Annotated in this window: 22 protein-coding genes; all 22 read left to right on the forward strand. The window is 44.9% G+C overall.

The features are described 5' to 3' along the window. The first annotated feature begins 206 nt into the window (after positions 1 to 206). The 22 genes from ACYVD3_RS03395 (at position 207) to celB (ending at position 23,442) form a co-directional block, all read left to right on the forward strand. Entirely contained in the window at positions 207 to 1,379 is a 1,173-nt protein-coding gene (locus ACYVD3_RS03395) for a pyridoxal phosphate-dependent aminotransferase (RefSeq protein ID WP_460641104.1), read from the forward strand. 26 nt (positions 1,380 to 1,405) lie between these two features. After that, positions 1,406 to 2,467, forward strand: a complete 1,062-nt coding sequence (gene buk, locus ACYVD3_RS03400; protein WP_460641105.1) for a butyrate kinase — start codon at positions 1,406 to 1,408, stop codon at positions 2,465 to 2,467. 11 nt (positions 2,468 to 2,478) lie between these two features. Further along, positions 2,479 to 3,372, forward strand: a complete 894-nt coding sequence (locus ACYVD3_RS03405) for a phosphate acyltransferase (RefSeq protein ID WP_460641106.1) — start codon at positions 2,479 to 2,481, stop codon at positions 3,370 to 3,372. 9 nt (positions 3,373 to 3,381) lie between these two features. Beyond that, positions 3,382 to 4,239: an alpha/beta hydrolase gene (locus ACYVD3_RS03410; RefSeq protein WP_460641107.1), complete on the forward strand. Its 858-nt coding sequence runs from the start codon at positions 3,382 to 3,384 to the stop codon at positions 4,237 to 4,239. A 31-nt stretch (positions 4,240 to 4,270) separates the two neighbouring features. Continuing rightward, complete coding sequence (locus tag ACYVD3_RS03415; RefSeq protein WP_460641108.1) at positions 4,271 to 5,500, forward strand: hypothetical protein; 1,230 nt, start codon at positions 4,271 to 4,273, stop codon at positions 5,498 to 5,500. 191 nt (positions 5,501 to 5,691) lie between these two features. Beyond that, on the forward strand, positions 5,692 to 5,907 hold the full coding sequence (locus ACYVD3_RS03420; RefSeq protein WP_460641374.1) for a transposase: 216 nt from the start codon (positions 5,692 to 5,694) through the stop codon (positions 5,905 to 5,907). Positions 5,908 to 6,048: 141 nt separating this feature from the next. Continuing rightward, on the forward strand, positions 6,049 to 6,660 hold the full coding sequence (locus tag ACYVD3_RS03425) for a hypothetical protein (RefSeq protein ID WP_460641109.1): 612 nt from the start codon (positions 6,049 to 6,051) through the stop codon (positions 6,658 to 6,660). A 9-nt stretch (positions 6,661 to 6,669) separates the two neighbouring features. Next, positions 6,670 to 7,428, forward strand: coding sequence for an ABC transporter permease (locus ACYVD3_RS03430; RefSeq protein ID WP_460641110.1), 759 nt, complete (start codon positions 6,670 to 6,672; stop codon positions 7,426 to 7,428). Continuing rightward, positions 7,412 to 8,119 carry an ABC transporter ATP-binding protein gene (locus ACYVD3_RS03435; protein ID WP_460641111.1) on the forward strand — a complete coding sequence of 236 codons (708 nt, stop codon included), beginning with the start codon at positions 7,412 to 7,414 and terminating at the stop codon, positions 8,117 to 8,119. The genes ACYVD3_RS03430 and ACYVD3_RS03435 overlap by 17 nt, the downstream gene beginning before the upstream one ends. A 14-nt stretch (positions 8,120 to 8,133) precedes the next feature. Further along, positions 8,134 to 9,180 carry an ABC transporter substrate-binding protein gene (locus tag ACYVD3_RS03440; protein ID WP_460641112.1) on the forward strand — a complete coding sequence of 349 codons (1,047 nt, stop codon included), beginning with the start codon at positions 8,134 to 8,136 and terminating at the stop codon, positions 9,178 to 9,180. 447 nt (positions 9,181 to 9,627) lie between these two features. Continuing rightward, a complete protein-coding gene (locus tag ACYVD3_RS03445; protein WP_460641113.1) occupies positions 9,628 to 10,647 on the forward strand; it encodes a LacI family DNA-binding transcriptional regulator in 1,020 nt (339 codons plus the stop codon). Between the two features lie 70 nt (positions 10,648 to 10,717). Further along, entirely contained in the window at positions 10,718 to 11,629 is a 912-nt protein-coding gene (locus tag ACYVD3_RS03450; protein ID WP_460641114.1) for a carbohydrate kinase family protein, read from the forward strand. Further along, complete coding sequence (locus tag ACYVD3_RS03455; RefSeq protein WP_460641115.1) at positions 11,626 to 12,990, forward strand: family 4 glycosyl hydrolase; 1,365 nt, start codon at positions 11,626 to 11,628, stop codon at positions 12,988 to 12,990. The genes ACYVD3_RS03450 and ACYVD3_RS03455 overlap by 4 nt, the downstream gene beginning before the upstream one ends. Before the next feature lie 17 nt (positions 12,991 to 13,007). Then, on the forward strand, positions 13,008 to 14,072 hold the full coding sequence (locus ACYVD3_RS03460) for an ABC transporter substrate-binding protein (RefSeq protein WP_460641116.1): 1,065 nt from the start codon (positions 13,008 to 13,010) through the stop codon (positions 14,070 to 14,072). A gap of 21 nt (positions 14,073 to 14,093) precedes the next feature. Continuing rightward, positions 14,094 to 15,788, forward strand: a complete 1,695-nt coding sequence (locus tag ACYVD3_RS03465; protein WP_460641117.1) for an ABC transporter permease — start codon at positions 14,094 to 14,096, stop codon at positions 15,786 to 15,788. Between the two features lie 7 nt (positions 15,789 to 15,795). Further along, positions 15,796 to 16,845 carry an ABC transporter ATP-binding protein gene (locus tag ACYVD3_RS03470; RefSeq protein ID WP_460641118.1) on the forward strand — a complete coding sequence of 350 codons (1,050 nt, stop codon included), beginning with the start codon at positions 15,796 to 15,798 and terminating at the stop codon, positions 16,843 to 16,845. A 68-nt stretch (positions 16,846 to 16,913) separates the two neighbouring features. Beyond that, positions 16,914 to 17,804 carry a sugar phosphate isomerase/epimerase family protein gene (locus tag ACYVD3_RS03475; protein WP_460641119.1) on the forward strand — a complete coding sequence of 297 codons (891 nt, stop codon included), beginning with the start codon at positions 16,914 to 16,916 and terminating at the stop codon, positions 17,802 to 17,804. Between the two features lie 330 nt (positions 17,805 to 18,134). Beyond that, entirely contained in the window at positions 18,135 to 19,229 is a 1,095-nt protein-coding gene (locus tag ACYVD3_RS03480; RefSeq protein ID WP_460641120.1) for a DUF871 domain-containing protein, read from the forward strand. Between the two features lie 47 nt (positions 19,230 to 19,276). Next, the gene (locus tag ACYVD3_RS03485; protein WP_460641121.1) at positions 19,277 to 21,196 is read left to right on the forward strand and encodes a BglG family transcription antiterminator; all 1,920 of its coding nucleotides are present in this window, start codon (positions 19,277 to 19,279) and stop codon (positions 21,194 to 21,196) included. 150 nt (positions 21,197 to 21,346) lie between these two features. Next, positions 21,347 to 21,685, forward strand: a complete 339-nt coding sequence (locus ACYVD3_RS03490) for a PTS lactose/cellobiose transporter subunit IIA (protein WP_460641122.1) — start codon at positions 21,347 to 21,349, stop codon at positions 21,683 to 21,685. A 39-nt stretch (positions 21,686 to 21,724) separates the two neighbouring features. Then, positions 21,725 to 22,045, forward strand: a complete 321-nt coding sequence (locus ACYVD3_RS03495) for a PTS sugar transporter subunit IIB (protein ID WP_460641123.1) — start codon at positions 21,725 to 21,727, stop codon at positions 22,043 to 22,045. 65 nt (positions 22,046 to 22,110) lie between these two features. Continuing rightward, positions 22,111 to 23,442 (forward strand): PTS cellobiose transporter subunit IIC, encoded by a 1,332-nt coding sequence (gene celB, locus ACYVD3_RS03500; RefSeq protein ID WP_460641124.1) that lies wholly within the window; start codon positions 22,111 to 22,113, stop codon positions 23,440 to 23,442. The last annotated feature ends 14 nt before the right edge of the window (positions 23,443 to 23,456 follow it).

A 23,456-nucleotide genomic window follows, 5' to 3' on the forward strand; every position in this document is an offset into this window, starting at 1 on the left:
AGTATTCTATCGCTAACATGGATCATATTCAAGAATAATTTATTATAAAACAAAATTCTGCACAGAATCAATCCCTGTTATTTATATAAATACGACAAAAATTTCATAACATTGTAAAAGTGTTTGACAAAGATAAGAAATAAAACTATACTGTGGTTATCCGAACCCCCTTTAAAATAAAAAAAAATGAATAGGAGTCAGATAACATGCTAAAAGAGAAAACAAGAAAACAGTTTCAAAATTTACAGCTTTCACCCATGCTGAAAATGTTTAATGCAACACAGAAATACACGAATTTAATCAATCTTGGTGTAGGGGAGCCGGATCTTGACTCGCCAAAGGAAGTTCTGGAAGTAGCAAGGCAATCCATTCAGGACGGATACACCCACTATCCCCCTATGACCGGGTATATGGATCTTCGGCAGGAAATCTGTAATTATTGGGAAACCCATCATGGCTTAAAACGTCAGCCCCAGGAAGTGATTGTGACAGCAGGGGCCATTCAAGCGCTTTATCTTATTTTAAGTACCTTTATTGATCCGGGAGATGAAGTGATTGTCAGTGATCCCTGTTTCCCCTCTTACATAAATCAAGTGAAGTTTTTAGGCGGCAGGCTGACAGCGGTTCCGGTGGAAGAAAAGGATGGCTTTAATCTGACGGCTGATCAGATTGAAGCTTGTATTACTCCAAAAACAAAAGTGCTGATACTCAATTCTCCTGGCAACCCCACCGGAGCCGTTTTAAGCCGTGAAGAAATGCTGAAAATAGCGGCTGTGGTTGAAAAACACGATATTTACGTCATTTCAGATGAGATTTATGAAGCCCTTATTTATGGAGAAGAACATGTATCATTTGCAACCATGCCCGGAATGATGGAACGAACGTTTACAGTTGCCGGTTTTTCTAAAACTTATGCAATGACCGGATGGCGGCTGGGATATATTATGTGCGACTCCAGATTTATTCCTGCATTATCTGTTTTATCTACGGATACTGTCATGGGCGTCAATGCTGTCACCCAGCGGGCAGGTTATGTAGCTTTAAAAGACTGCCGTTATTTTGTGGATAAAATGAATGCCTTATACAGCCGCCGCATTGCATACACTTCGGAACTGATCAACAAGACTCCGGGACTTTCCTGTATCCGTCCCAAAGGAAGCTTTTACATCATGGCCAATATTAGCCAGACAGGTATGTCGTCCGTTGATTTTTCAATGAAAATGCTGGAAGAAGCCCGTGTCGTGGTCATGCCGGGTGTTTCTTTCGGTGAAAATGGCGACAGCTTTGTGAGAATTTCATGCAACGGCTCTGAAGATGTATTAAATGAAGCCTTTGACAGAATGAAACAAGCTATGAACGGTCAGCCGTTTAAAGGCTGAAAACAGTTGGTAAAGAAGGGAAGGAAATGAAATTACTGATTATTAACATCGGCGCATCTTCTACAAAACTGGCAATCTATGAGGGAGAAAATGAAATCATTACAGAAACAATCCGGCATTCCAGTCAGGAGCTGGCTGGTTTTAAAAATCTTTGGGAACAGCTTGATTTCAGACGCAGTACGGTGAGGGCTTTTCTGGAAAAACACAATATTAATATTTCGGAATTATCTGCCATTGTGTCCAGAGGTCCGGTTGTAAAGCCCCTTGAATCCGGTACATATCAAATCAACCGGGATATGCTTGATGATGCAAAAAGCGGCAAATACGGGATTCATCCATGTGGTCTGGGCTGCCAGATTGCATGGGAGCTTTCAGAAGAAACAGGTGTCCCCTGTTTTACCGTTGATCCGCCTTGCGTAGATGAAATGATTGATGTTGCCAGAATAACCGGTTTGCCACAAATTAAGCGTGAGAGCTTTTTCCAGGCATTAAACCATAAAGCAAAAGGACATGAACTTGCAAAAAGGCTGAATACTGAATATGAAAAATTAAATCTTGTCATAGCCCATCTTGGCAGCGGAATTTCCGTTGCCAGCCATTGCCGGGGAAAGGTTATTGATGTTACCAATGGCCTGGCAGGCGACAGCCCATTTGGACTAGACAGGGTGGGAACATTGCCGGCAGAAGCCTGGGCAGCATTTTGTATCAGCAACCGGCTGACAATGGATGACCTGAAACAAATCATCAATGGCGGAGGCGGGATACAGGCTCATCTTCATACAAATAATGCATTTGAGGTTGATGAGATGATTGACAAAGGAGATGATCACGCCGAAATGATTTTCCAGGCAATGGCCTTTCAGGTGGGCAAGGGAATCGGAGGGGCAGCAGCGGCTTTGGGAGCCAGGCCGGATGGTATTATCATTACAGGCGGACTTGCCAATTCCAAACGGTTTATGGGTTATCTGGCACCAATGATTGACTGGATCGGTCCCTTATATATAAGCCCTGACGATAATGAAATTAAGTCCCTTGCCCAGGGAGCCCTCAGGGCGCTATACAATCCTTTGCTGGTCAGACAGTATTAATGGGAGGAATTATGAAAAGCATTTCAGATATAAGAGCATTTGTAAAAATCAATAATCCTGTCACAATTGCCATTGCAGGAGTTACGCGGGAAGAAATGGAAATCGCGGCTGAAGCTGTGAAAGAAAAGATTGCCCATTTTATATTCATCGGGGACCAGCAGGAGATTGACAGGCTGAAAGCGGAGATGCCGGCCGAAGTATCTGATATTCCGGTCTATCACGTGGATCATGCCCATGATGCTCCGCAAAAAGCCATGGACTTAATCAATGCCGGCACTGCGGATATCCCTATGAAGGGGCAGGTGCATACAGGAACGTTTGTAAAAGCAGTGCTAAACAAAGCCAATGGTTATTTTTCAGGAGGAAGGCTGAGCCAGATCACCATGTTTGACGGGTATGACAAAGGACTGCAATTTCTGACGGATTGTGCCATCAATGTGGATCTCACACTGGAGGTCAAAATTGACATCATAAAGAATGCAGTAAAAACAGCAAAAATGTTTATTCCAGGTATTCCGAAAGTTGCTTTGCTTGGTGCCGTTGAAACCGTAAATGCGAAAATGCAGGATACGGCAGAGAGTGCTGTTATTACCCAGATGAACCGCAGGGGGCAGATACCGGATTGTATTGTGGATGGCCCATTAAGCCTGGATAATGCCATTTCAAAAAAGTTTGCAGATATGAAGGGAATTGACAGTCCGGTAGCAGGAGAAGCCGATATTTTGGTGGCCACATCACTGAACGAGGCAAACTCCTTAAGCAAAGGCATTATCCATTATGCAAACAAAGAAGCCTGCTCCATTATTGCAGGCACTGCCAAGCCTGTTATTATGACTTCCAGGACGGATTTGCATCAAAATAAATTGAATACGATTGCGGTTGCATGTTTTATGTTCAACCAATAGGAGCGGAAAATGAGCGGATATGTGAAACTGAAAAATATAGTTTATTCAACAACCGTATTTGAGCATCACACTGCGGATGTTTATTTACCGGAAGCAGGTGAGGACCACCCTTTTGTAATTCTTGTGCACGGAGGAGCATTTCAGGCAGGTTCAAAAGAAATGTACCAGGCCTGGGGACCTTATCTGGCATATAACGGCATTGCTTCCATGGCTGTCAATTATACCCTTGCAACGCCTGATAAAGCTTCCTATCCCCTTGTTATAGAGGATATGGAAGCGGCGATTCAGTTTGCTGTAAAAAATGCATCTGAGTGGAAGATAAATCCCTTAAACATAGGCTTTATGGGCGATTCTGCAGGAGCTTATCTCGGTACCCTGGCGGCATTTGGAAATGGGCGTTCCAGTGCAAAAATCAAATTCGTTATTTGTGCTTACGGCGTAATGGATATTCTTCGCTGGGCAGATGATACAAATGCCAGCAGAAGCGACTTTGTTATTAATAAATTATTTGGAAAGGACACCTACACAGGCAAAAAGCTTTATGAAAGCGCCTCACCTGTACATATCATTGATGAAGCTGTCAGAAATCCTTTATTTGATACTTCCTTTTTTATGATATGGGGAGAGAGTGATGACGTTGTAAAACCAGAGCATCAAACACTGGCGTTTATTCAAAAGCTGGAACAGTTCAAAATACCTCATCAAAAGTATTCCGTACCGGAATTAGGCCATTTCTGGTTCACTAAAAATGATGAGGAACCGGATGAGCAGTTGATTCCTGTTCTGCAGGATCATATTGCTCCAAAGGTTATTGAGTTTATAAAAACAACTGTTAACAAAAACAGAAAAAATGACCCAAATGCATAACAGGCAAAAAAAGAAAGAGAGGAAAACCACAATGGGATTCAGAGAAGAAGGCAAATGGTGGGTAGCTCCTGCCAACTATAATGAAGAGGCAGTGAAAGGGTTAAATTTCCCTGCCAAAATTGAAATCCTGGATACAACACTCCGTGACGGCGAACAGCAGGCAGGAATTATCTTTACAAAAGAAGATAAAATTGAGCTGGCTAAAAAAATTGACGCATTGGGTGTACACAGAATGGAACTTGGAACTCCTGCCGCCTCAAAAGAGGACGAGGAGGCGATACGTGCAATTACCAAGCTGGGCCTTAGAGCCAAAACATACGCTTTTGTAAGAAATGTTATTTCTGATATTGAGCTGGCAAAAGATTGCGGCGTAGACGGAGTATTAGCAGAAGTGCCGGGAAGCAATCACCTGATTAAAGGCGGAATGGGCTGGACCGTGGAAAAGGCAATAGCGGCTGCGGCCAAAGCCACAGCAAGAGCTCATGAACTTGGCCTGCTTGTTACATTTTTCCCTGCTGACAGTTCAAGGGCAGATTTGGATTTCCTCCTGAATACACTCCAGGGTATTTTGGATGCAGGCGGACACATGGATTCCATTGCACTTGTAGATACGTTCGGTGCATTTTCTCCTGAAGGCGCTGCTTATACGGTTAAGAAATTAAAACAAAAATTCGGAAAGCCTGTTGAGGCCCATTTCCATGAGGATTTTGGCTTAAGTGTTGCAACTACCATTGCCGCGCTGGCAGCAGGAGCAGATGTGGCACATGTCACTGTTAACGGAATCGGAGAACGGGCAGGGAATTGTCCCATTGAATCTCTTGTTATGTCCTTAAGAGCACTTTACGGCATTGACTGCGGAATCCAGTGCGATCAATTGCTTGAAGTTTCAAGAGCAGTATCGGAACGGTCAAACTTTGCCATTCCGTCAACCAAAGCCATTGTAGGCACCCGTTTATTTGGCTGGGAAACCGGAATGCCCACTGGCTTATGGAAAAATGCACGGACAATTGATCCGTTGATTATGCTTCCCTATCACTGGCAGTTTACCGGTCAGGCGGAGCCGCATATTTATATGGGCAAAAAAAGCGGTAATGCCAATATTGACATCTGGTGTGAAGATTATGGCTTTGAAATCGATGATGAAAATAAGAAATCCCTTTTAGAAAAAGTCAAGACTTTATCCATTTCACTGAAAAGAGATATTACAAAGCCGGAATTTGAAACGTTGCTGCTGGAATGTGGCGGCAGAAAAACAGAATAAAGAAATAATTTGTTAATTATTCAGAATAGAGGGAAAAAGGCACATCTTCCGGTGAACCGCCTCTGCCAGGCATATATGAAAAAATAATTAAAAATCTGGATATGAAATAATAAAGCAGATACATAGTTAAGGAAATATTATAAAAGGCGGTCTGCTTTATGGCAAGAAGGAGTTTTGATTAAGCATTTAAAATTACTGCAATAAAGCTGGTTCTTGAAGATGGCAAGTCTGTTACAGAAGTTTCAAAAGAACGTTCCATTCATGATAACTCTTTATACCTTTGCATAAGTGAATATGAAGAATACGGAGAAAGTGCGCTTCCAGGACATGGAAACGCACTTTCTCCGTATGAAATCAATAACTTACGCAAGAAAATCTTGAACTTCGTAAAGAGTTTGAACTATTAAAAAAATCCAGGCCTTCTTGAGGAAAAAAATTGCCAGTGCTTAAATAACAAAAAAGAGAAGAGAAAACACCGGCTTGACAAATTTATGAAACTCGTTTACAATACCGGTTAGGTAAAACTAACTAAAGAATAAGGAGGAGTTGTGCGCAAATTTATCTGGATAAACCCTGTGGTAACTGAAATGTATGGAAAAGAAACGCTGGAAAAACATCTGGCGGAAAAAGGTTATGAGCCGGTGTTTTGCCGGGAAGATCATATTGCTGCAGTTAAGGAAAAATACAGGTCCGCCTTAGACAAAGCCCATACCTGTGTAGCGGATGTCCGTTGTCCCATGGCTGCAGACTACATAAAAGAAGTATATTCTCCGGATTTTCTGGAATTTCCCCCTATTGAGCCAATTCTTTTACACTGTGCCAGGGAATTGCATGAAAGGCTTTCCTGCCAGGGAGTTCTGTGGATTATCACGCCCTGCAAGGCGCTTTCTGATATGGGAAACCGCATCGGACTGCCGGAGACGAGATTTTGTACATGGAAAGAATTTGCCCGGTCAGAAAATATCCAATTACGTGGAAAAGCACTGGCGGAAAGTCCCATTCCTCCTGGCTTTTTTCACGGTCATGAGGAGCAGGCGGTCGTGTTGGATAACAGAGAAAAAATCGACCTTTACTTTTCTCCAGCCCGCCGGAAGACAAAGAAAGGGATGGTGGAGCTTCTGTACTGTTCCGGGGGATGTCATCATGGAGATGGGGTATAAGGTGAGGCTATGAAAAAAATGTGGAAAGCGGCTCTGCCCCTTGCATTACTGTTTCTGCTGTGGCAGACAGCATCGGGTATGGGAATATGGAGCAAATATGTTCTGCCCAGCCCCGAAGGGGTTTTCCGGGCATTTGCGACTATGATTCAGAACGGTTCGCTGTTTCAGCATGTTACGGTCAGCCTGCTGCGGGTTCTCACCGGGTTTTTAATCGCTTTTGTGCTGGCGCTCCTCCTTGGAGTTCTGGCAGGGGTGTATCCGGCAACCACGCCGTATTATAAGCACATTGTGGAATTTATGCGCAATGTTCCGCCTTTGAGCCTGATTGCGCTGCTTATTCTCTGGTTTGGCATCGGGGAAACTTCCAAGATCATTATTATTGTCCTGGCCTCCTTTTTTCCAATGTTCTTAAATATCAAAAAGGGGCTGGCTGCCTGTGATGTCAAACTTTTGGAAGTGGGATTTTCCTTAGGATTTTCCAAAATGAAGGTCTTTTTTAAGATCATGTTTCCCAATGCACTTCCGGATATTCTTGTGGGTATGAGAGTGGGACTGGGGTATAGCTGGCGCGCGATCATAGGTGCAGAAATGATCGCAGCCTCCAGCGGGCTGGGCTATATGATTTTAGATGCACAGCAGATGTCCCGTTCTGATAAAGTGATTGTGGGGATATTTGTGATCGGTATTGTGGGCTATCTGTGTGACCGCCTGCTTTCCCTGGCGATCCGCAGCATATTGCATGGAGGTGTGGATGATAGCTGGAGTTAAAATTGAGAAGTTATGCAAAAGCTATCAGGTGGCAGAAAAGAGTCTGAAGGTTCTGGATAACCTGACTGCGGAATTTCAGGAAGAGAGCATAACGGTGATTTTAGGAAGAAGCGGCTGCGGCAAGACTACGCTTCTTCGGATTCTGGGCGGATTGGAGCCCTATGACAGCGGAACCCTGGATATCCCGGACCATGGCAAGATCGGTATGGTTTTTCAGGAACCCCGCCTGATGCCCTGGCTTACGGTCTGGAAAAATATAGGATTCGGGCTGCCGAAGGGACGCATATCTGAACCGGATATTCAGGCATTGATCCATATGGTAGGGCTGCAGGGCTTTGAAAAGGCCCGTCCCATGCAGTTGTCCGGAGGCATGCAGCAAAGAGCAGCCCTGGCCCGTGCCCTGGCCTATAATCCGGAATTGATCCTGATGGACGAGCCTTTTGCCGCGTTGGATTATTTTACCAGAACCGTCATGCAGGAGGAATTGATACGTATTTATTCCCTGCAGAAAAAATGTATTGTTTTCGTAACCCACAGCATTGATGAGGCTCTTTTGATTGGGCAGAAAATTCTTGTTCTTAAGCAGGGGAGTGTGGAACAGGAGATATCTTTATCAGGTTACGCCTATCCAAGAGACATTCTTTCTTCAGACCTTATTGAAATCAAAAAAAATATTATAACAACATTATGACAAAGGAGCAGTATATGAAACTAAAACGTATCTTATCTGTATTTATGTCCGCCTTAATCGGCGTCTCTGCATTGACGGCCTGTGCCGGTTCCTCTAATACACAGCCGGCAGGAACGGAAGCGCCTGCAAACTCTGCAGAAACTACGGCAACGGAACCGGAAACGGCAGAGGAAACAGAGCCTCAATTCACCGTAGACAAGATTGGTATCACCTATGTAAAATCTCCTCTGAATGTGCCGTCTATTGTGGAAAAGGAAAAAGGGATTTTCAATGAAGCCTTTTCCAAATACGGACTTAAAGTGGAATACTCCAATTTAACAACTGGTCCGGAGCAGACACAGGCGCTGGCTTCTGGTGACATTCAGTTTTTGTATGCAGTTGGAGCCACCTCGGTTATTTTATCTGCTGCCAATGACGCGGATATAAAGATCATCAGCACCTATAGCCGCTCTCCGGAAGCTTTTCGGCTGTTCACCGGAAAAGACAGTACCATACAGACCGCTCAGGATTTAAAGGGAAAAAAGATTGCAGGACCCAAGGGAACCATCCTGCATGAGCTTCTGGCTGCATATCTGGCGTCAGCGGGAATGTCAGAGAGTGATGTAGAGTTTGTTTCCATGGGAATTCCCGATGCCCAGGCAGCCCTTGCCGGGGGAACCGTAGATTGTGCTCTTTTGGCAGGTCCGGTGGCTTATAATATGGAAAAGGACGGTTACCGCATAGTGACAAGCGGTAAGGGGCTTATTGATGCCATTATCGTAGTTGCGACCAGTAACGAATTCTATGAAAAAAATCCGCTTTTGGTAAAAACATTTCTCGAAGCCCAGGATAATATCCAGGATTACATGAACAATAATCCGGAGGAAATCTTAAACATTACGGCAAAAGAAACTGAGCTCAGCATTGACGCTGTCAAGGAAATGTTTCCCATGTACAATTTCAACTCGGAAATTGCGGATGATGATATTGCATCGATGAAGAAAACCGAACAGTTTATGAGAGAAAACGGGATGATCGAAAGGGATGTAAATATTGATGACCTGATTCTCCAGGTGAAATAATTTTAGAAGCAGAGAATTCAAAGGGCACGTCTATCCATAAGGGAAAGGCGTGCCATATCCAAAAGGCTGCCGGAAACGGCTTTCTGCCTTTTCCCGGTTTTCTTCTTTCTTGAGTTTAGAAAAACTGTAATTAAAAATAGTCAAATCTTTGGACTTGTGTCAATAACGCAGACCCCAAAAGTTTGACTTTTGCTTTTGAGTATCAGGCAGGAGCTGACTCCCCAATAGCCGCAACGGGAGCTTTATTAATTTCCTCTGCTAAGGAGTGATTTTTTATATAAAATTAAAGAATTTATAATATTGACAAAAAAACATAGGAATGCTATGATTCAATTGTGCTAATTTACTTAGTACTTTTTTAAAAACACGTATGTAAAGGTTTACACAAAAAAAGCACAAAGAATCTCCCCTGGCTTTCATTCGGGGAAAAGGCAGAGGTATAGATCAATGAGTATTGGTATCAAAGAAGTTGCAAAAGAGGCGGGAGTATCCATTGCAACCGTTTCAAGAGCGTTAAACAATGAGGGGTATGTAAGTGAAAGTGCCTATAAGAAAGTGGTGGAGGCTGCCAAACGGTTAAACTATGAGCCTAATTACCTGGCCCAAAGTTTGCTCAAGCAAAAAACCAACATCATCGGCGTTGTGGTTTCTGATATTGGAACCAGCTTTTTTTCGAAAATATTAAAAAGCATTGAAAACTGTGCTTCCGAAAAAGACTATAGTATTATGATTTGCAATATTGAAGAGGATTTAGAAAAAGAGAAAAAATATTTAAGCGTATTTAAACGCATGTGCGTAGATGGCATTATACTGACCCATGAACAGGCGGACGAGGAATTGATGGGCCAATTGGCTGCCATGTCCGATATTCCCATGATTGCCTGTAGCTGCCATATCAATGGAATTCCATGTGCCAGTGTTAATATTGATGATTATAAGGCAGCCTATGATGCCGTTTCTTATCTGCACAGGCTGGGTCATAGAAAAATAGCTTATTTCGGTGCAGAACTGCGGGATTTTACGGTGGGCCTTCAGCGCTATGAAGGGGTAAGGGACTCACTGGCTGACAAAGGCTGTCCGATAAAAGAGCAATATGTCCTGCTTTCCGGCTTAAAGATAGACCATGGCTATAAGATGATGAAAAATCTGATTAAAACCTGTAAGGATGATTTGCCTACCGCCATTTTTGCGGGAAGCGATGATGTGGCAGTAGGCATCATGAACTGTGCATTTGATTTCGGATACCGGGTTCCGGAGGATTTTTCTATACTGGGTTTTGATAACAGTGAAATTTCTGCCAGCATGCGCCCTGCCATCTCTACGGTTCATCAGCCCATAGAAGAAATCGGATATTTTTCGGTGAACACCCTTATTGACTTAATCGAGAAGGAAGAAGGGCAATATTCAAACCTGATACTTCCTCATAAGATCATTGAAAGGGATAGCTGCATAAAAATTTTTCCATGACAGGAGAAATTTTTGCCTTATGTGTAAAGCTTTACACATAGAAAAATATTGTTACAGGAGCGAAAAAACCATGAAAGAAATAGATGTTCTCATAGCAGGTACGCCTAATATTGACCTGATTGTACCGCCGTATGACGCGCTGCCGGGCCCGGGAGAGGAAATACGGGTGGACAATATGTATGTGCACTGCGGCGGCGGCGTAGCCATCACGTCCATCGGACTCAGCAAGCTTGGAATGAAGACCGTGATCTATGGTGCGGTACATAATGATTTGTTCGGTGAATTCATCTTACAGGAAATGCAAAAATACGGGGTAAAAATCGAGACCAGGCTCTCTGAAAAAAGCACCGGCATTTCAATCGCACTGGATGTAGACAAAGACAGACGGTTTATCACATATGACGGCTGTGTAAATGAGGTTACGCCAAAGGATATTCCTAAGGAGCTGCTGGAAAAAACACGGCATACCCATTTAACCAATTACAGGGGCCCCATAGACTTAGAAGAATATCTGCAATTTATTGAAGATGCCCATAGAGCCGGAGCTACGGTTTCCATGGATGTAGGCTGGGATGATACAGGGTGCTGGGATGAATGTTTATTTGAAATAACAAAGAAACTGGACGTTTTCTTTATTAATGATAAGGAATTAATGGAATACACCCGTGGGGATGGATTAGATGGTGGGGTTGAAAAACTGGCTGGTTTCTGCTCACATGCCGCCATAAAAATGGGGGCCCGGGGATCCCGGCTGCTGATGGGCAAAGAGGTGATCCATGGGAAAGCTTACAGCGTGGTCTCTCTTGATACCACCGGTGCCGGCGATTCATTTAATGCAGGGTATTTATATGGATTCTTAAACGGTTTATCTCCTGAAGAATGCTTAAAAGCGGCCAACTTTTGCGGCGCTTCCTCGGTACAGGGATACGGCGGATATGAAAAAGTTCCAAATCTAAAACAATTAAAGGAGGAATTAAAATGAAATTAGTAATTCTGGGCGGAGCAGGTGTAAGGACTGTGTTTTTTACCAATGGCGTAGCCCAAAAAGCGGATATTATGGGCATCACTGAGCTGGTTCTTTTTGATACGGACGAAAAAAAGCTGGCTGTTATGGGAGCGCTATCCAAGTATGCAGCGCAGAAAGCAAATCCGGCCTTAAAGGTAAGCACCTCTGTGGATATACGGGAAGCTGTTTCCGGAGCAGATTTTGTAGTAACCACCATCCGGGTGGGATATGACGAAGGCCGTGTGATTGATGAAGATATTGCCGTAAAACATGGTGTGCTGGGGCAGGAAACTACCGGAATCGGCGGATTTTCCATGGCTCTCAGAACCATTCCGGTGATGAAGGAGTACTGCAGAATTATAAAGGAGCTGGCACCAAAGGCATGGATATTTAACTTTACCAACCCATCCGGTCTGGTGACCCAGGCCCTTCGTGATGCCGGTTATGACCGGGTACTGGGAATCTGTGACGCGCCCAGCAGCACAAAGATCAATATGGCGGAGGCACTGGGGATCCCAGCCGGCGAATTGAAGGTACAGTTTGCAGGTCTGAACCATCTGTCCTTTGTAACAAGTGTTTTACATAACGGGAAAGAATTATTGCCGGAGCTGTTAAAAGATGATGAATTTTTAAGGAAAGTAAAAGAGTTTTCCATGTTTGAACCGGATGTGATCCGCACCATGGGACATCTGCCCAATGAATATCTGTACTATTTCTTTTACCGGAACAAGTCAAACCAAAACGTTCAAAGCAGCCAAAAAGCCCGGGGACGGGCTGTAATGGAAAACAACATTGAGATGTTTAAAGCGCTTTCACAGATGAACCCGGAGACACAGATAGAGGAAATGCTGCAAACCTATTTACGGTTTATGTACAACAGGGAGTCTACCTACATGGTAAATGAAACCAAACAGGCATTGGCTCACAAGCCTTTTGACGGGCAGATACCCAATGCGGAAGGTTATGCGGGGGTTATGATGAATTATCTTTTGACCATGGCTACCGGAGAAGAGAGGGAAATGGTTTTATCCATTCCGGATTCAGTGGGGCACTTTGGGCTGAAAGCCGCAGATGTTATGGAAATCACCTGCAGGATTACAAAAGACGGGATCGTGGTGGAGGAAAGAGGGGAACTTTCTCCGGCAGCCCAGGCGATCATTCAGAGTGTAAAGGCATATGAGAATCTGACCGTGGAAGCAATTAACACAAAGTCAGTTCAAACGGCCCAGGCCGCTTTGATGGCACATCCTTTAATCGGCGATTATCCACTGGCAAAAGAACTGGTGGAAGATATATTAAGCGCACACAAAACTTATTTAGGAGAATGGAATTATTAAAAAAGGAGGATTTTATCATGAAAAGAATTTGGGGTTATGCAATGGCAGTTGTAATGGGGATCTCAGCTTTAACCGGATGCAGTTCCGGCCAGTCGTCAGCCACCACGGCAGCAGATGCTGCAACCGCTGAAACAACTGCAGCGGACACAACAAAAGCAGCGGAACCGGCAGCAGGCGGTCCAACCGGCAAGGTTGTCATTTACACCGGCAGCGGCCCGGAGATTACCGAACCGATTTATGGGCTGTGGAAGGAAAAGTATCCCGGCATTGAAATTGAGGAAGTAAAGAGCGGAACCGGCGAACTGCTTGCCAGAATCAGTGCGGAAAAAGATAATCCTGGCGGAGATGTGCTTTGGGGCGGTGATACATTTTTGTATCTGTCCAATCCGGATCTGTTTGAAGCCTATGAGTCCAAAGAAGATGCGTCTATGATTACCCAGGACCCGGATCACAAATGGCATTCTTACGTAATTATGCCTCAGACTATTTTGGTAAATACAAGGCTTATAAAATCAGAGGCCGACTATCCAAAAACTTTAAAGGAATTAACAGATCCAAAGTGGAAAAAGGATAAGATCGCCTTGGCAGACCCCTCCAAGTCAGGAACCGGTTTGTCTCTTGTAAAGGGCATGGCCTCTTTATATGATTGGGATTATATGCAGCAACTGCTTCTAAACACGGAAGTGTACCCAAGCTCGGATGCTATGTTTGCTGCTGTAAAGGATGCCACAAATCCGGTAGGATTTATCAATGAGGACTTAGGCTACAAATGGGAAATGAGCGGTGAGCCTGTTAAGAACATTTATCCGGAAGATGGGGTTACATATAACGTGGAAGCGACCGGTATCATCAAGGGTGCCAAAAACATGGATAATGCCAAGCTGTTTCTGGACTTTATTTTAAGCAGGGATGTACATAAAGTTTTACAGGATGTTGTAAAAAGACGTTCTGCCCGTACGGACATGGCTCCGCCGGAAGGCTTAAGTGATTTAAGCTCTTACAAGCTCATTGAATCGAAGTTTAATTCCAAGGATGAAGTGCTGGATAACTTTTCAAAGGCACTGGATGCTGCCAGAAAATAAAAAGTAAGAGGTGACAGGTGTATGAAACGTTTGAAAGACCCTTGGATATACATTACGTCCCTTTTTGTTATCCTCAGCATCGTTGCAATTATTATTCCCATGTTTTGGATCTTTGCTTCCGCTGTGATGCCAAAAGAAGGCGGTATATCCCTCATAAACTTTGTTAAATTCTTTACCGAGCGAACTACGAAAAGCGCCTTTAAAAACAGTTTGATGCTGACTGGGATCATCACCCCTGTCACCGCTCTGATTGGCGTTCCTATCGCGTACTTTATGGCGCGGTATAAAATGAAGAATAAAAACCTGATCATTACATTGATTACCATGGCTTCCTGTGCCCCTCCTTTTTTGGGGGCACAGGCCTGGGTGATTTTACTGAAGCGATTTGGATTTTTTAACTGGCTGATTCAATTGGTAACAGGGATTGACGTACCTTTCAGCTTAAAGGGCATTCCCGGAATTGTATGGGTAAATATCTGGCCCCTTTCCGCCCTGGTGTTTCTTACCTGCTATGAAGCTTTTATCGCTCAGGACCCTGCTCATAAGGAAGCTTCTTTAAGCCTGGGGGGCAACAAAATCAACACCCTGTTTAAAATTGAATTGCCTCTGGCTCTTCCGGGTATTCTGACAGGGCTGCTGATGGCGGGCCTTGGCGCCTTCTCCGACTTTGGGGCGCCTTATATGCTGGGTGGTGAGTTTCCGGTTATGCCGGTTGTCATTTACAATGAATTTGTAAGCGAGATGGGGGGAAACTTGTCCAAAGCAGCAACGGCAGGTATTATTATGCTGTTTATTGCCGGCGCATTTCTGGCATTGCAGCGGATCATACTGGCTGGAAAGGCGTATTCCTCTATTTCGGCGAAACGATATGTGGAAAAAACACCGGGCAGGCTCCTTGGTGCTGCAATTACCTTTGTTGTATTTCTTTATGTTATTATTTCATTTATGCCCCACATTACGCTGCTGGTGTATTCCCTGTTCCGGTTTAAAAACGGAAAGCCGATTATTGACTTTGGGGCAAATGGGCTGCCGGTCATCCGGTTTACACTGGAAAACTATTATAACCTGTTTACTCATTACTACCGCCCGATTCTAATGACCTTCTTCATGTGCGGTCTGGCCACTGTTTTAAATATTGTGGTGGGTGTTGGCATTGCATTTATCATTGTACGCAAACGGTATAAACTGTTTTCTCCTTTTTTGAATTTTTCCGTCATTATCCCCTATGTAGTGCCGGGGATGACCATGGCCATCGGCTACATTGTTGTGTTCAATAAACCGCCCATTGTTTTAACAGGCACATGGATGATTCTGGTATTGTCCTATTTTATCCGGAAGCTGCAGTTTTCCATTAAAAACGCAGAAGCTGCCCTGTATCAGGTACATCCCTCTCTGGAGGAAGCGGCGTTAATGGTAGGGGCGAAGCCCGGCAGGGTGTTCATGGATGTTACCCTTAAGCTCATGATGGGCGGGGTTTTAAGCGGCAGTGCCCTGGCATTTACACAGATCATGACCGAGTTCAGTACCAATATCATGCTGTACCGTCCGCCGTGGGAAAACATGGTTGTGGTTATCTTTCAAAAGGCTATGTCGGCCAACACCGATTTTGGAATTGCATCCTCCATGGCTGTACTGCTGATGATTTTCGTATTTGTGCCCATGTATCTTTTAAGCAGGATGGGGCGGGAACATGTTAAGTTCCAGGAGAAAGGCTAAGGAGTGAATGATGAATGAAAACTTATCGCTGAAACCGGCATCAATAAAAGTTGATCATGTTGCAAAAAAGTTTGGTGAAGTAGAAGTATTAAAGGGAATTGATATTAATATTCAACCAGGGGAATTTTTTACATTATTAGGGTCCTCCGGCTGCGGAAAAACAACCCTGCTGCGCTTGATTGCCGGTTTTGAGGAGTTAACCGGCGGACATATTTCTTTCGATGGAAAGGATATTTCCTCTTTAAATCCGTGGGAACGGAATGTGGGCTTTGTGTTCCAGAACTATGCGCTTTGGCCTCATATGTCCATTTATGAAAATATTGCCTACGGACTGCGGATGAGAAAGCTTCCGCAAAATGTCATTGACGAGCGTGTGAGATGGGCTCTGTCGGTGGGGGGCCTGGAAGGAATGGAAAAACGGCATCCCGGTCAGCTTTCAGGCGGGCAGCAGCAGCGTGTGGCAATTGTCCGGGCATTGGTCATACAGCCCCAGGCCCTTCTGCTGGATGAACCGCTTTCCAATCTGGACGTAAAGCTGCGCATTAAAATGCGTAAGGACATAAAGGATTTACAGCGCCAGGTAGGCATCACGGTTGTATATGTGACCCATGACCAGGAAGAAGCGCTGGAAATTTCGGACAGGATTGCAGTGTTTGAAAAGGGCGTTGTACAGCAGATCGGAAGGCCCCAGGAGATTTATAAAAACCCGGCGAATCCTTTTGTAGCACAGTTTGTGGGCACCAGCAATTTTATAGAGGGAAAGATATCAAATGGTGTTTTTATCACTCATTCAGGAACCCCCATACCCCTTAGCACCGATATTCATGAAGCGGAACGTGTGAAGCTTTGTTTCCGTCCGGAGCATGCCCTTCTTGGCGGCTCACAAATAGAAGGGGCCTTCCCGGTTACTGTGAAAAGCGGGGCATACCGGGGAAACTGCGTAAACTGTGTGGTAGAGGTGGAGCCAGGTCTGGAATTGACCATTATTTCAGATGAGGAATTTGAAGTCGGTGAAAAGCTGTGGTTAAGCATAAAAAAGTATTCTTATTTTAAATAACGTGAATTTTCCCTTGAAACCTTTAAAGTTTGTTTGAGGTTTATCTATTTTATATAGGAGATGAGAAGGTGAATGAGCTGATTGGTATTGGCCTGAATGCCGACTGGATTGACGGCGATGACAGTAAACTGCGGCGTTGTCTGGATCTGGTCCGGGAATCAGGCGGGAATTGCTGTGAACTGATTATGCATTCTATGGATGTACTCTTAAACGGCAGACTTTTAGAGCCGCGGGTTTGGGCTGTGAAACAAATTTTGATGGATTATGATTTTACCTACTCCATTCATATGCCTTACAGCTTTTATCCTCAGGCCATGGGAGAGGTGGAACGTTTGGAGTTTTTTAAGTCATGCATTGACTTTGCAAAACAAATTAATGCCCCCAATATAACCGTCCATGCCAGTCCTATAGCAGTGGAGGATGAAGACGGTCTTTTAAAGGATATTGCTTATTATAAAGAAATCGCGCAGTATGCCGCAGGTGTGCGGATTGGCATAGAAAATCCGTATTATTCGGGAGATACTGAAAAATTCCGGACCATGCTGGGGGTAAATCCGGAAGATTTAGCAGCACATATTAAGAAAATAGGCTGTAATAATTGTGGAATTACCTTAGATTTCGGCCATGCTTATCTGTCGGCCATAAACTATAACCGGGATTATGTGTCGGATATCCGCAAGATGGCTCCATTGGCAGTGCACCTTCATGTGCATGATAATTTTGGAAAGCACGGTGAGATGAAAAACTATATGGATAACTTTTCAAAGGGAATAGGCGATTTGCATCTGCCGCCTGCCTGGGGGGACATACCCTGGGGATCGGTGCTGCCCCTTTTTGATGGGTTTAAAGGGATTTATATTTTGGAGACGGAATTCCGGCTTTATCATTATTTTCATGGGGGTGTAAAATTTTTATACGATGGTGTAAAAAATAGAAATTTATCTGTCAATAACTTTTAAAATATCACATTTTATTATCGTAATTCACTTGAAAAAATGTCATCTTTGTAAAGAGGTTATAACCCTTTACAAAGATGACTATTGTTTTTTAAAAAAGATTATATATAATAATTTTAGCGATTGTTCATAATCTTCCATGTGCCAGTTTTCTCTCTGCTCTTTGCTGCAGTACCCAAGAGGGGCTGGCTTTAGTGAAGAAACAAGACTATTTCCTAACAATTAGGAAACACATTTACCCCCAAATTCTCACTTGACGGACTATAGTTAATGTCAAAGAACCAGCCGGTACATAAGTATTGGCCGGTAACATATAAGAGAGGGGTTATTCATATGGCAAGATTAGGCATTTCCGTTTATCCGGAACATTCCACCGAAGAAAAGGACATGGAATATATTAAAAAGGCAGGGGAATTAGGGTATAAAAGAATCTTTACCTGCCTGTTAAGTGTTGAGGAGAAGAGCAGGGAAGAGGTAATCGGCCGTTTCCGGAGACTGGCGGATGCCGCCCACGCCTGGGGTATGGAGATCATACCGGATGTGAGCCCTGCCGTATTCTCCCGGCTGGGAATCTCCTACGGGGATTTATCCATATTTCAGGAAATGCATGTGGATGGCATCCGTCTGGACGAAGGCTTTGACGGCATGAAAGAAAGTCTTATGACTTACAATCCCCAGGGGCTTAAAGTGGAGCTCAATGCCAGCACCAAGCTGGTATATGTGGAAAATATCATGGACCACCATCCGGATCGCGACAAGCTGATTACCTGCCACAATTTTTATCCGCAGAGGTATACGGGATTGAGCCTGAAGCATTTTAATACCTGTAATGATAAGATGAAATCACTGGGGCTTAAGGTGGCGGCCTTTGTGTCCAGCAACGCGCCCGGAGCATACGGCCCATGGCCTGTGAATGAGGGACTGTGCACTCTGGAGCATCACCGCGGCCTTCCCCTTGATTTTCAGGTGCGTCATCTGTTTGCCGCCGGCGTGGTAGATGACGTGCTCATCGCCAATGCCTATGCCACTGATGAGGAACTTAAGACTTGTGCAGCCCTCAGTTCCAGCCTCCTGACCTTTGGTATCCGGCTGGAGAAAGAACTGACCCAGACCGAGGGCCAGATCCTGGAATATGAGACTCACCATGTGGTAAGAGGTGATATGAGTGAGTATATGATCCGTTCCTCAGGCCCCAGAGTCACATTTGCGGATCACTCCATCCCTGCTGCCAATACCAGGGACTTAAAGCGCGGCGATGTGGTCATCTTAAATGACGGTTATCCAAAATATAAGGGCGAACTGCAGATCGTTACCAAAGACATGCCAAATGACGGCCGCAAGAATGTTATGGGGTATCTTCCTGAGTATGAGCACGTTCTGCTGGATTACGCAAAACCATGGACGGTGTTCGCATTCCGCATCCTCTGAATAGGGGCTCTTTCAGAAAATAACAGCAAGAAAAGGAGTATTTAGACATGCAGAACAATAGACAGGAGAAGCTGCTTGCCATATTATCTGAGCGGGGAGACTGGATAACCAGCCGGCGCCTTGCTGGTCTTTTGCAGGTGTCGGACCGGACCATACGCTCTGATGTGGAGTCCATTAACAAACACATGATCCCGCCTCCCATAGAGTCTAATGTACGGCAGGGCTACCGCATTTGTGAAATGGCCAGACTATCGTCTCTGCCATGGAAAGAATCCCGGGAAGCGGGTATTCCCCAGACTCCCGCTGCCCGCTGTGCATACATTATACAGAAGCTGTTATTCGAAGTAAAAGAACTGAACCTCACCCTGCTCCAGAGCCAGATCTATGTCAGCGGAGCTTCCATTGACAATGACTTAAAACGAATACGGAAGATGCTGGAACCCTATTCCGGCTTAAAGCTGGTCCGCAATAAGGAATGCATTTCTTTAAAGGGAGATGAGGCCGGAAAACGGCGGTTTTACAAGGACCTGCTGATGGCTGAAGTACAGGAGAATTTTCTCAACTTAAACCTGCTGGCCAATTTATACAAAAGCTTCGACTTAATTGAGGTAAAGGACATATTCGTGGATGTGCTGAAGGAATACGATTATTCCATTCATGAATCCATGTTTCCCATGCTTATGCTGCACGCCGGTACCAGCATTGAGAGGATGAACTGTGCCAACTACATCAGTATGGAAGAGGAGGTGCAGGAATTGGAGGATACCATTGAGTACCAGATTTCACAGGATTTCTTTGACCGCATTTCCAAACGCCTGCACATAAAGATCCACGACAGTGAAGTGGGGATGTTCGCCCTGGTGGTCATGGGCAGAAAGGCCTCTAACTATACCGGTGATTTCGTGAATTTCGGCGGCAAGTGGCTGAGTACCAGGAAGCTGGTAGGCGAGGCACTGGAGCAGATATATGCTTTGTTTGGGCTGGATTTCCGGCAGGATGGGGACCTGATCGCCGGCCTTAAGATGCATATTCACGGACTGGTTGAGCGTGTCAGAAACCAGGTCCGGATGGAGGAGGTGTTTGTGGAAGAGATCAAGCGCAAATACCCTCTGGTCTTTGAGATGGGCATCTACGTGGTGGAATTTCTGGAAGAAAGGCTTATGACTCCCATATCTGATGCAGAGAGCTGCTATATCGCCCTCCATCTGGGAGCTGCCAGTGAGCGCATGAACGCAGAAAGGAAGTACCGTGCCGTAATGATTCTGCCTCACAACCAGTCCTTCTCTGACATGTGCGTGAAGAAAATTTCCGATATGTTTCGTGAGAGGATGGAAGTGGTGAAGGTCTTTGGCTATTTTGAAGAGGAGGCAGTGTCTTCCCTGGATCCGGACCTGCTGCTCAGCACCTTTCCCTTAGAACACGGGCTGGCGGTGGAGACAGTTTCCATTAACTTATTTGTGGATTCCGAGACAGAGTCCAGGATTCTCCAGGCCATTAACCGGCTGGATAAAAAAGGATTCCGGCTGGAATTTTCCTCCCATATCGGCAGCCTGATCCGCCGGGAGCATTACCACACAGAAGTGAACTGCACCAGCCCGGAGGAAATCATCCGTATGCTGTGTTTAAGTCTGGTACAGGCAGGGGTTGTGGAACCGGAATTTACAGATGTGGTATTAAAGAGGGAACAGATGTCACCAACCTCCTTTGTGAATACATTTGCTATTCCCCATGCCTTTGGAGCCTTTGCCAGGAATTCCACCATTGCGGTGGCCCAGCTTAAGAATCCTGTGAAATGGGGCGCCTTTGAGGTGCGGCTGGTGATGCTGTTTGCTATTAATAAAGGGGAGGCCAGGATGATTAAAATCTTTTTTGACTGGATATCCAACATAGTGAACCAGCCTGAGGAGCTGGCAAAATTAGCGGCTCCCTGTGGATATGAGGAATTTATCGACCGGATCATGGAGTGAATTTCCTAAGAGCTAGGAAATGCCTTTAAGGAAAAAAAGTGAATAACTGTCTTATAATTATAATTAAGTAAGGCAGCATAAGCAAAGATGCAGCGAACAGAACGGTTTTGCTGCATTTTGCTTTCATCAATACATACAGGAGGCAGCAATATGTTAGAGGGATTAGAGATGATTTGCTTTAAAATCATATCCAATGTAGGCGGCGCACGGTCCAGCTACATTGAGGCAATCCAGAAAGCAAAGCATGGGGATTTCAGCGGCGCAGGGGAATGTATAAAAGCCGGTCAGGAACTGTTTATGGCAGGACATGAGGCCCACTTTGAACTGATCCAGAAAGAGGCCCGGGGTGAGCCGGTGGGCGGTTCCCTGATCCTGATCCATGCGGAAGACCAGCTTATGAGCGCGGAAGGATTCAAAATCATCGCAGAGGAGATGATCGCCACCTACAAGAGGATCACAGAGCTGGAGGAGAAGGTGGGGAGTAAATGATGGAAATAAAAAAATGCAAATAGCAAGGAGGATTTTACAATGAAACGAGTGTATTTATTCTGCAGCGCAGGAATGTCAACCAGCATGCTGGCAAGCAAAATGCAGAACGTAGCCAACCAGCATAACCTTCCCATTGAGGTGGAAGCGTTCCCGGACGGCAAGATCGGCCAGATCATTGATGAGAAGCATCCGGATGTGATTCTATTAGGACCTCAGGTCAAATACCGCTACGGTGAGATTGTGGAAAAGTACGGAAACACAGGCATCCCGATTCAGGTCATTGACCAGACCGATTACGGTATGATGAACGGTGAGAAGGTCCTTAAATCTGCGATCAAGCTTATAAAAGCTTCCAAATAACAGCAGCTATTAAAAAGCAGAACTTTCATCATAGCAAAAACAAATAAAAACGGGGGAATAACAATATGTTAAGTAAATTAGAGTCAGTACTCATGCCTTTGGCAGAGCGAATCGGAAAGAACAAGTATCTTATTGCAATTCGTGACGGCTTCCTGCTGTCCATGCCGCTGTTAATCGTGGGTTCCTTTTTCCTGCTCATTGCCAATTTCCCGATTCCCGGGTGGACTAATTTCTGGGCAAGGTTCTTTGGGGAGAACTGGGATGCCTATTTCGCCAAGCCAACCGATGCCACGTTCTCAATCATGGCAATGCTGGCAGTCGTTGGAATCGGCTATTCCTTTTCCGAACAGATGAAGGTAGATAAGCTGTTCGGCGCTGCCGTATCACTGGTATGCTGGTTCTTAATCATGCCTTATAAGATCATGGTAAATGATACTGCTGTATCAGGTATTCCCCTAGGCTGGGTGGGTTCCAAGGGAATCTTCGTAGGAATTATTGTGGCGTTCCTGTCTGTACACATCTATGCGTGGGTCAATAAAAAAGGGTGGATCATCAAGATGCCTGACGGTGTTCCTCCTACAGTGGCAAAGTCTTTCTCTGCCCTGATTCCTGCCGGAATTTCCGTGCTGGTGTTCTTCATCATAAACATTATTTTTGCCATGACCCCATATGATAACGCATTCAACTTTGTGTTCACCATCTTGCAGACTCCTCTCCTTAAGCTGGGCAACACCCTTCCGGCTATGGTAATTGCTTATATCTTCCTCCATCTCTTCTGGTTCTTCGGAGTAAACGGCGGTTCCGTAGTGGGTGCGGTATTCAATCCCATCCTTCAGACCTTGTCTGCAGAGAATCTGGCTGCATTACAGGCAGGCCAGCCGCTGCCCAATATTATATCCCAGCAGTTCCAGGATCTGTTTGCCACGTTTGGCGGTTGCGGTTCCACCTTGTCTCTGCTGATTGCAATGCTGTTTTTCTGCCGTTCCAAGCGTATCAAAGAGTTAGGGAAACTGGCATTTATCCCTGGCTTGTTCGGAATCAATGAACCTATTGTGTTTGGCCTTCCCATCTTACTGAACCCAATGATTCTCATTCCTTTCATGCTGGTGCCCACCATCAACATTGTGATTTCCTACTTCTGCATGAGCATCGGCCTGGTTCCTTTATGCTCTGGTGTGGCAATCCCGTGGACCATGCCTGTGATCCTCTCCGGGTTCCTGGCAACCGGCTGGCAGGGGGCCGTGCTTCAGTTGATTCTTCTTGTTCTGGGCGTATTCATCTATATGCCGTTCATCAAGATAATGGATAAACAGTACATGGAAGACGAGACCAGGAAAACTGAGAAAACCGATGATGACGATATTGATCTTAACGATCTTTCTTTTGATGATCTATAAAATGAGGTGTATGG

Source organism: Lacrimispora brassicae (assembly GCF_054772055.1).

Coding starts and splice junctions, on each gene's coding strand:
- ACYVD3_RS03485 (WP_460641121.1), top strand. CDS start 19,277: ATGCAGAACAATAGACAGGAGAAGCTGCTTGCCATATTATCTGAGCGG.
- ACYVD3_RS03435 (WP_460641111.1), top strand. CDS start 7,412: ATGATAGCTGGAGTTAAAATTGAGAAGTTATGCAAAAGCTATCAGGTG.
- ACYVD3_RS03440 (WP_460641112.1), top strand. CDS start 8,134: ATGAAACTAAAACGTATCTTATCTGTATTTATGTCCGCCTTAATCGGC.
- ACYVD3_RS03415 (WP_460641108.1), top strand. CDS start 4,271: ATGGGATTCAGAGAAGAAGGCAAATGGTGGGTAGCTCCTGCCAACTAT.
- ACYVD3_RS03450 (WP_460641114.1), top strand. CDS start 10,718: ATGAAAGAAATAGATGTTCTCATAGCAGGTACGCCTAATATTGACCTG.
- celB (WP_460641124.1), top strand. CDS start 22,111: ATGTTAAGTAAATTAGAGTCAGTACTCATGCCTTTGGCAGAGCGAATC.
- ACYVD3_RS03430 (WP_460641110.1), top strand. CDS start 6,670: ATGAAAAAAATGTGGAAAGCGGCTCTGCCCCTTGCATTACTGTTTCTG.
- ACYVD3_RS03460 (WP_460641116.1), top strand. CDS start 13,008: ATGAAAAGAATTTGGGGTTATGCAATGGCAGTTGTAATGGGGATCTCA.
- ACYVD3_RS03495 (WP_460641123.1), top strand. CDS start 21,725: ATGAAACGAGTGTATTTATTCTGCAGCGCAGGAATGTCAACCAGCATG.
- ACYVD3_RS03455 (WP_460641115.1), top strand. CDS start 11,626: ATGAAATTAGTAATTCTGGGCGGAGCAGGTGTAAGGACTGTGTTTTTT.
- ACYVD3_RS03490 (WP_460641122.1), top strand. CDS start 21,347: ATGTTAGAGGGATTAGAGATGATTTGCTTTAAAATCATATCCAATGTA.
- ACYVD3_RS03465 (WP_460641117.1), top strand. CDS start 14,094: ATGAAACGTTTGAAAGACCCTTGGATATACATTACGTCCCTTTTTGTT.
- ACYVD3_RS03480 (WP_460641120.1), top strand. CDS start 18,135: ATGGCAAGATTAGGCATTTCCGTTTATCCGGAACATTCCACCGAAGAA.
- ACYVD3_RS03395 (WP_460641104.1), top strand. CDS start 207: ATGCTAAAAGAGAAAACAAGAAAACAGTTTCAAAATTTACAGCTTTCA.
- ACYVD3_RS03405 (WP_460641106.1), top strand. CDS start 2,479: ATGAAAAGCATTTCAGATATAAGAGCATTTGTAAAAATCAATAATCCT.
- ACYVD3_RS03410 (WP_460641107.1), top strand. CDS start 3,382: ATGAGCGGATATGTGAAACTGAAAAATATAGTTTATTCAACAACCGTA.
- buk (WP_460641105.1), top strand. CDS start 1,406: ATGAAATTACTGATTATTAACATCGGCGCATCTTCTACAAAACTGGCA.
- ACYVD3_RS03445 (WP_460641113.1), top strand. CDS start 9,628: ATGAGTATTGGTATCAAAGAAGTTGCAAAAGAGGCGGGAGTATCCATT.
- ACYVD3_RS03470 (WP_460641118.1), top strand. CDS start 15,796: ATGATGAATGAAAACTTATCGCTGAAACCGGCATCAATAAAAGTTGAT.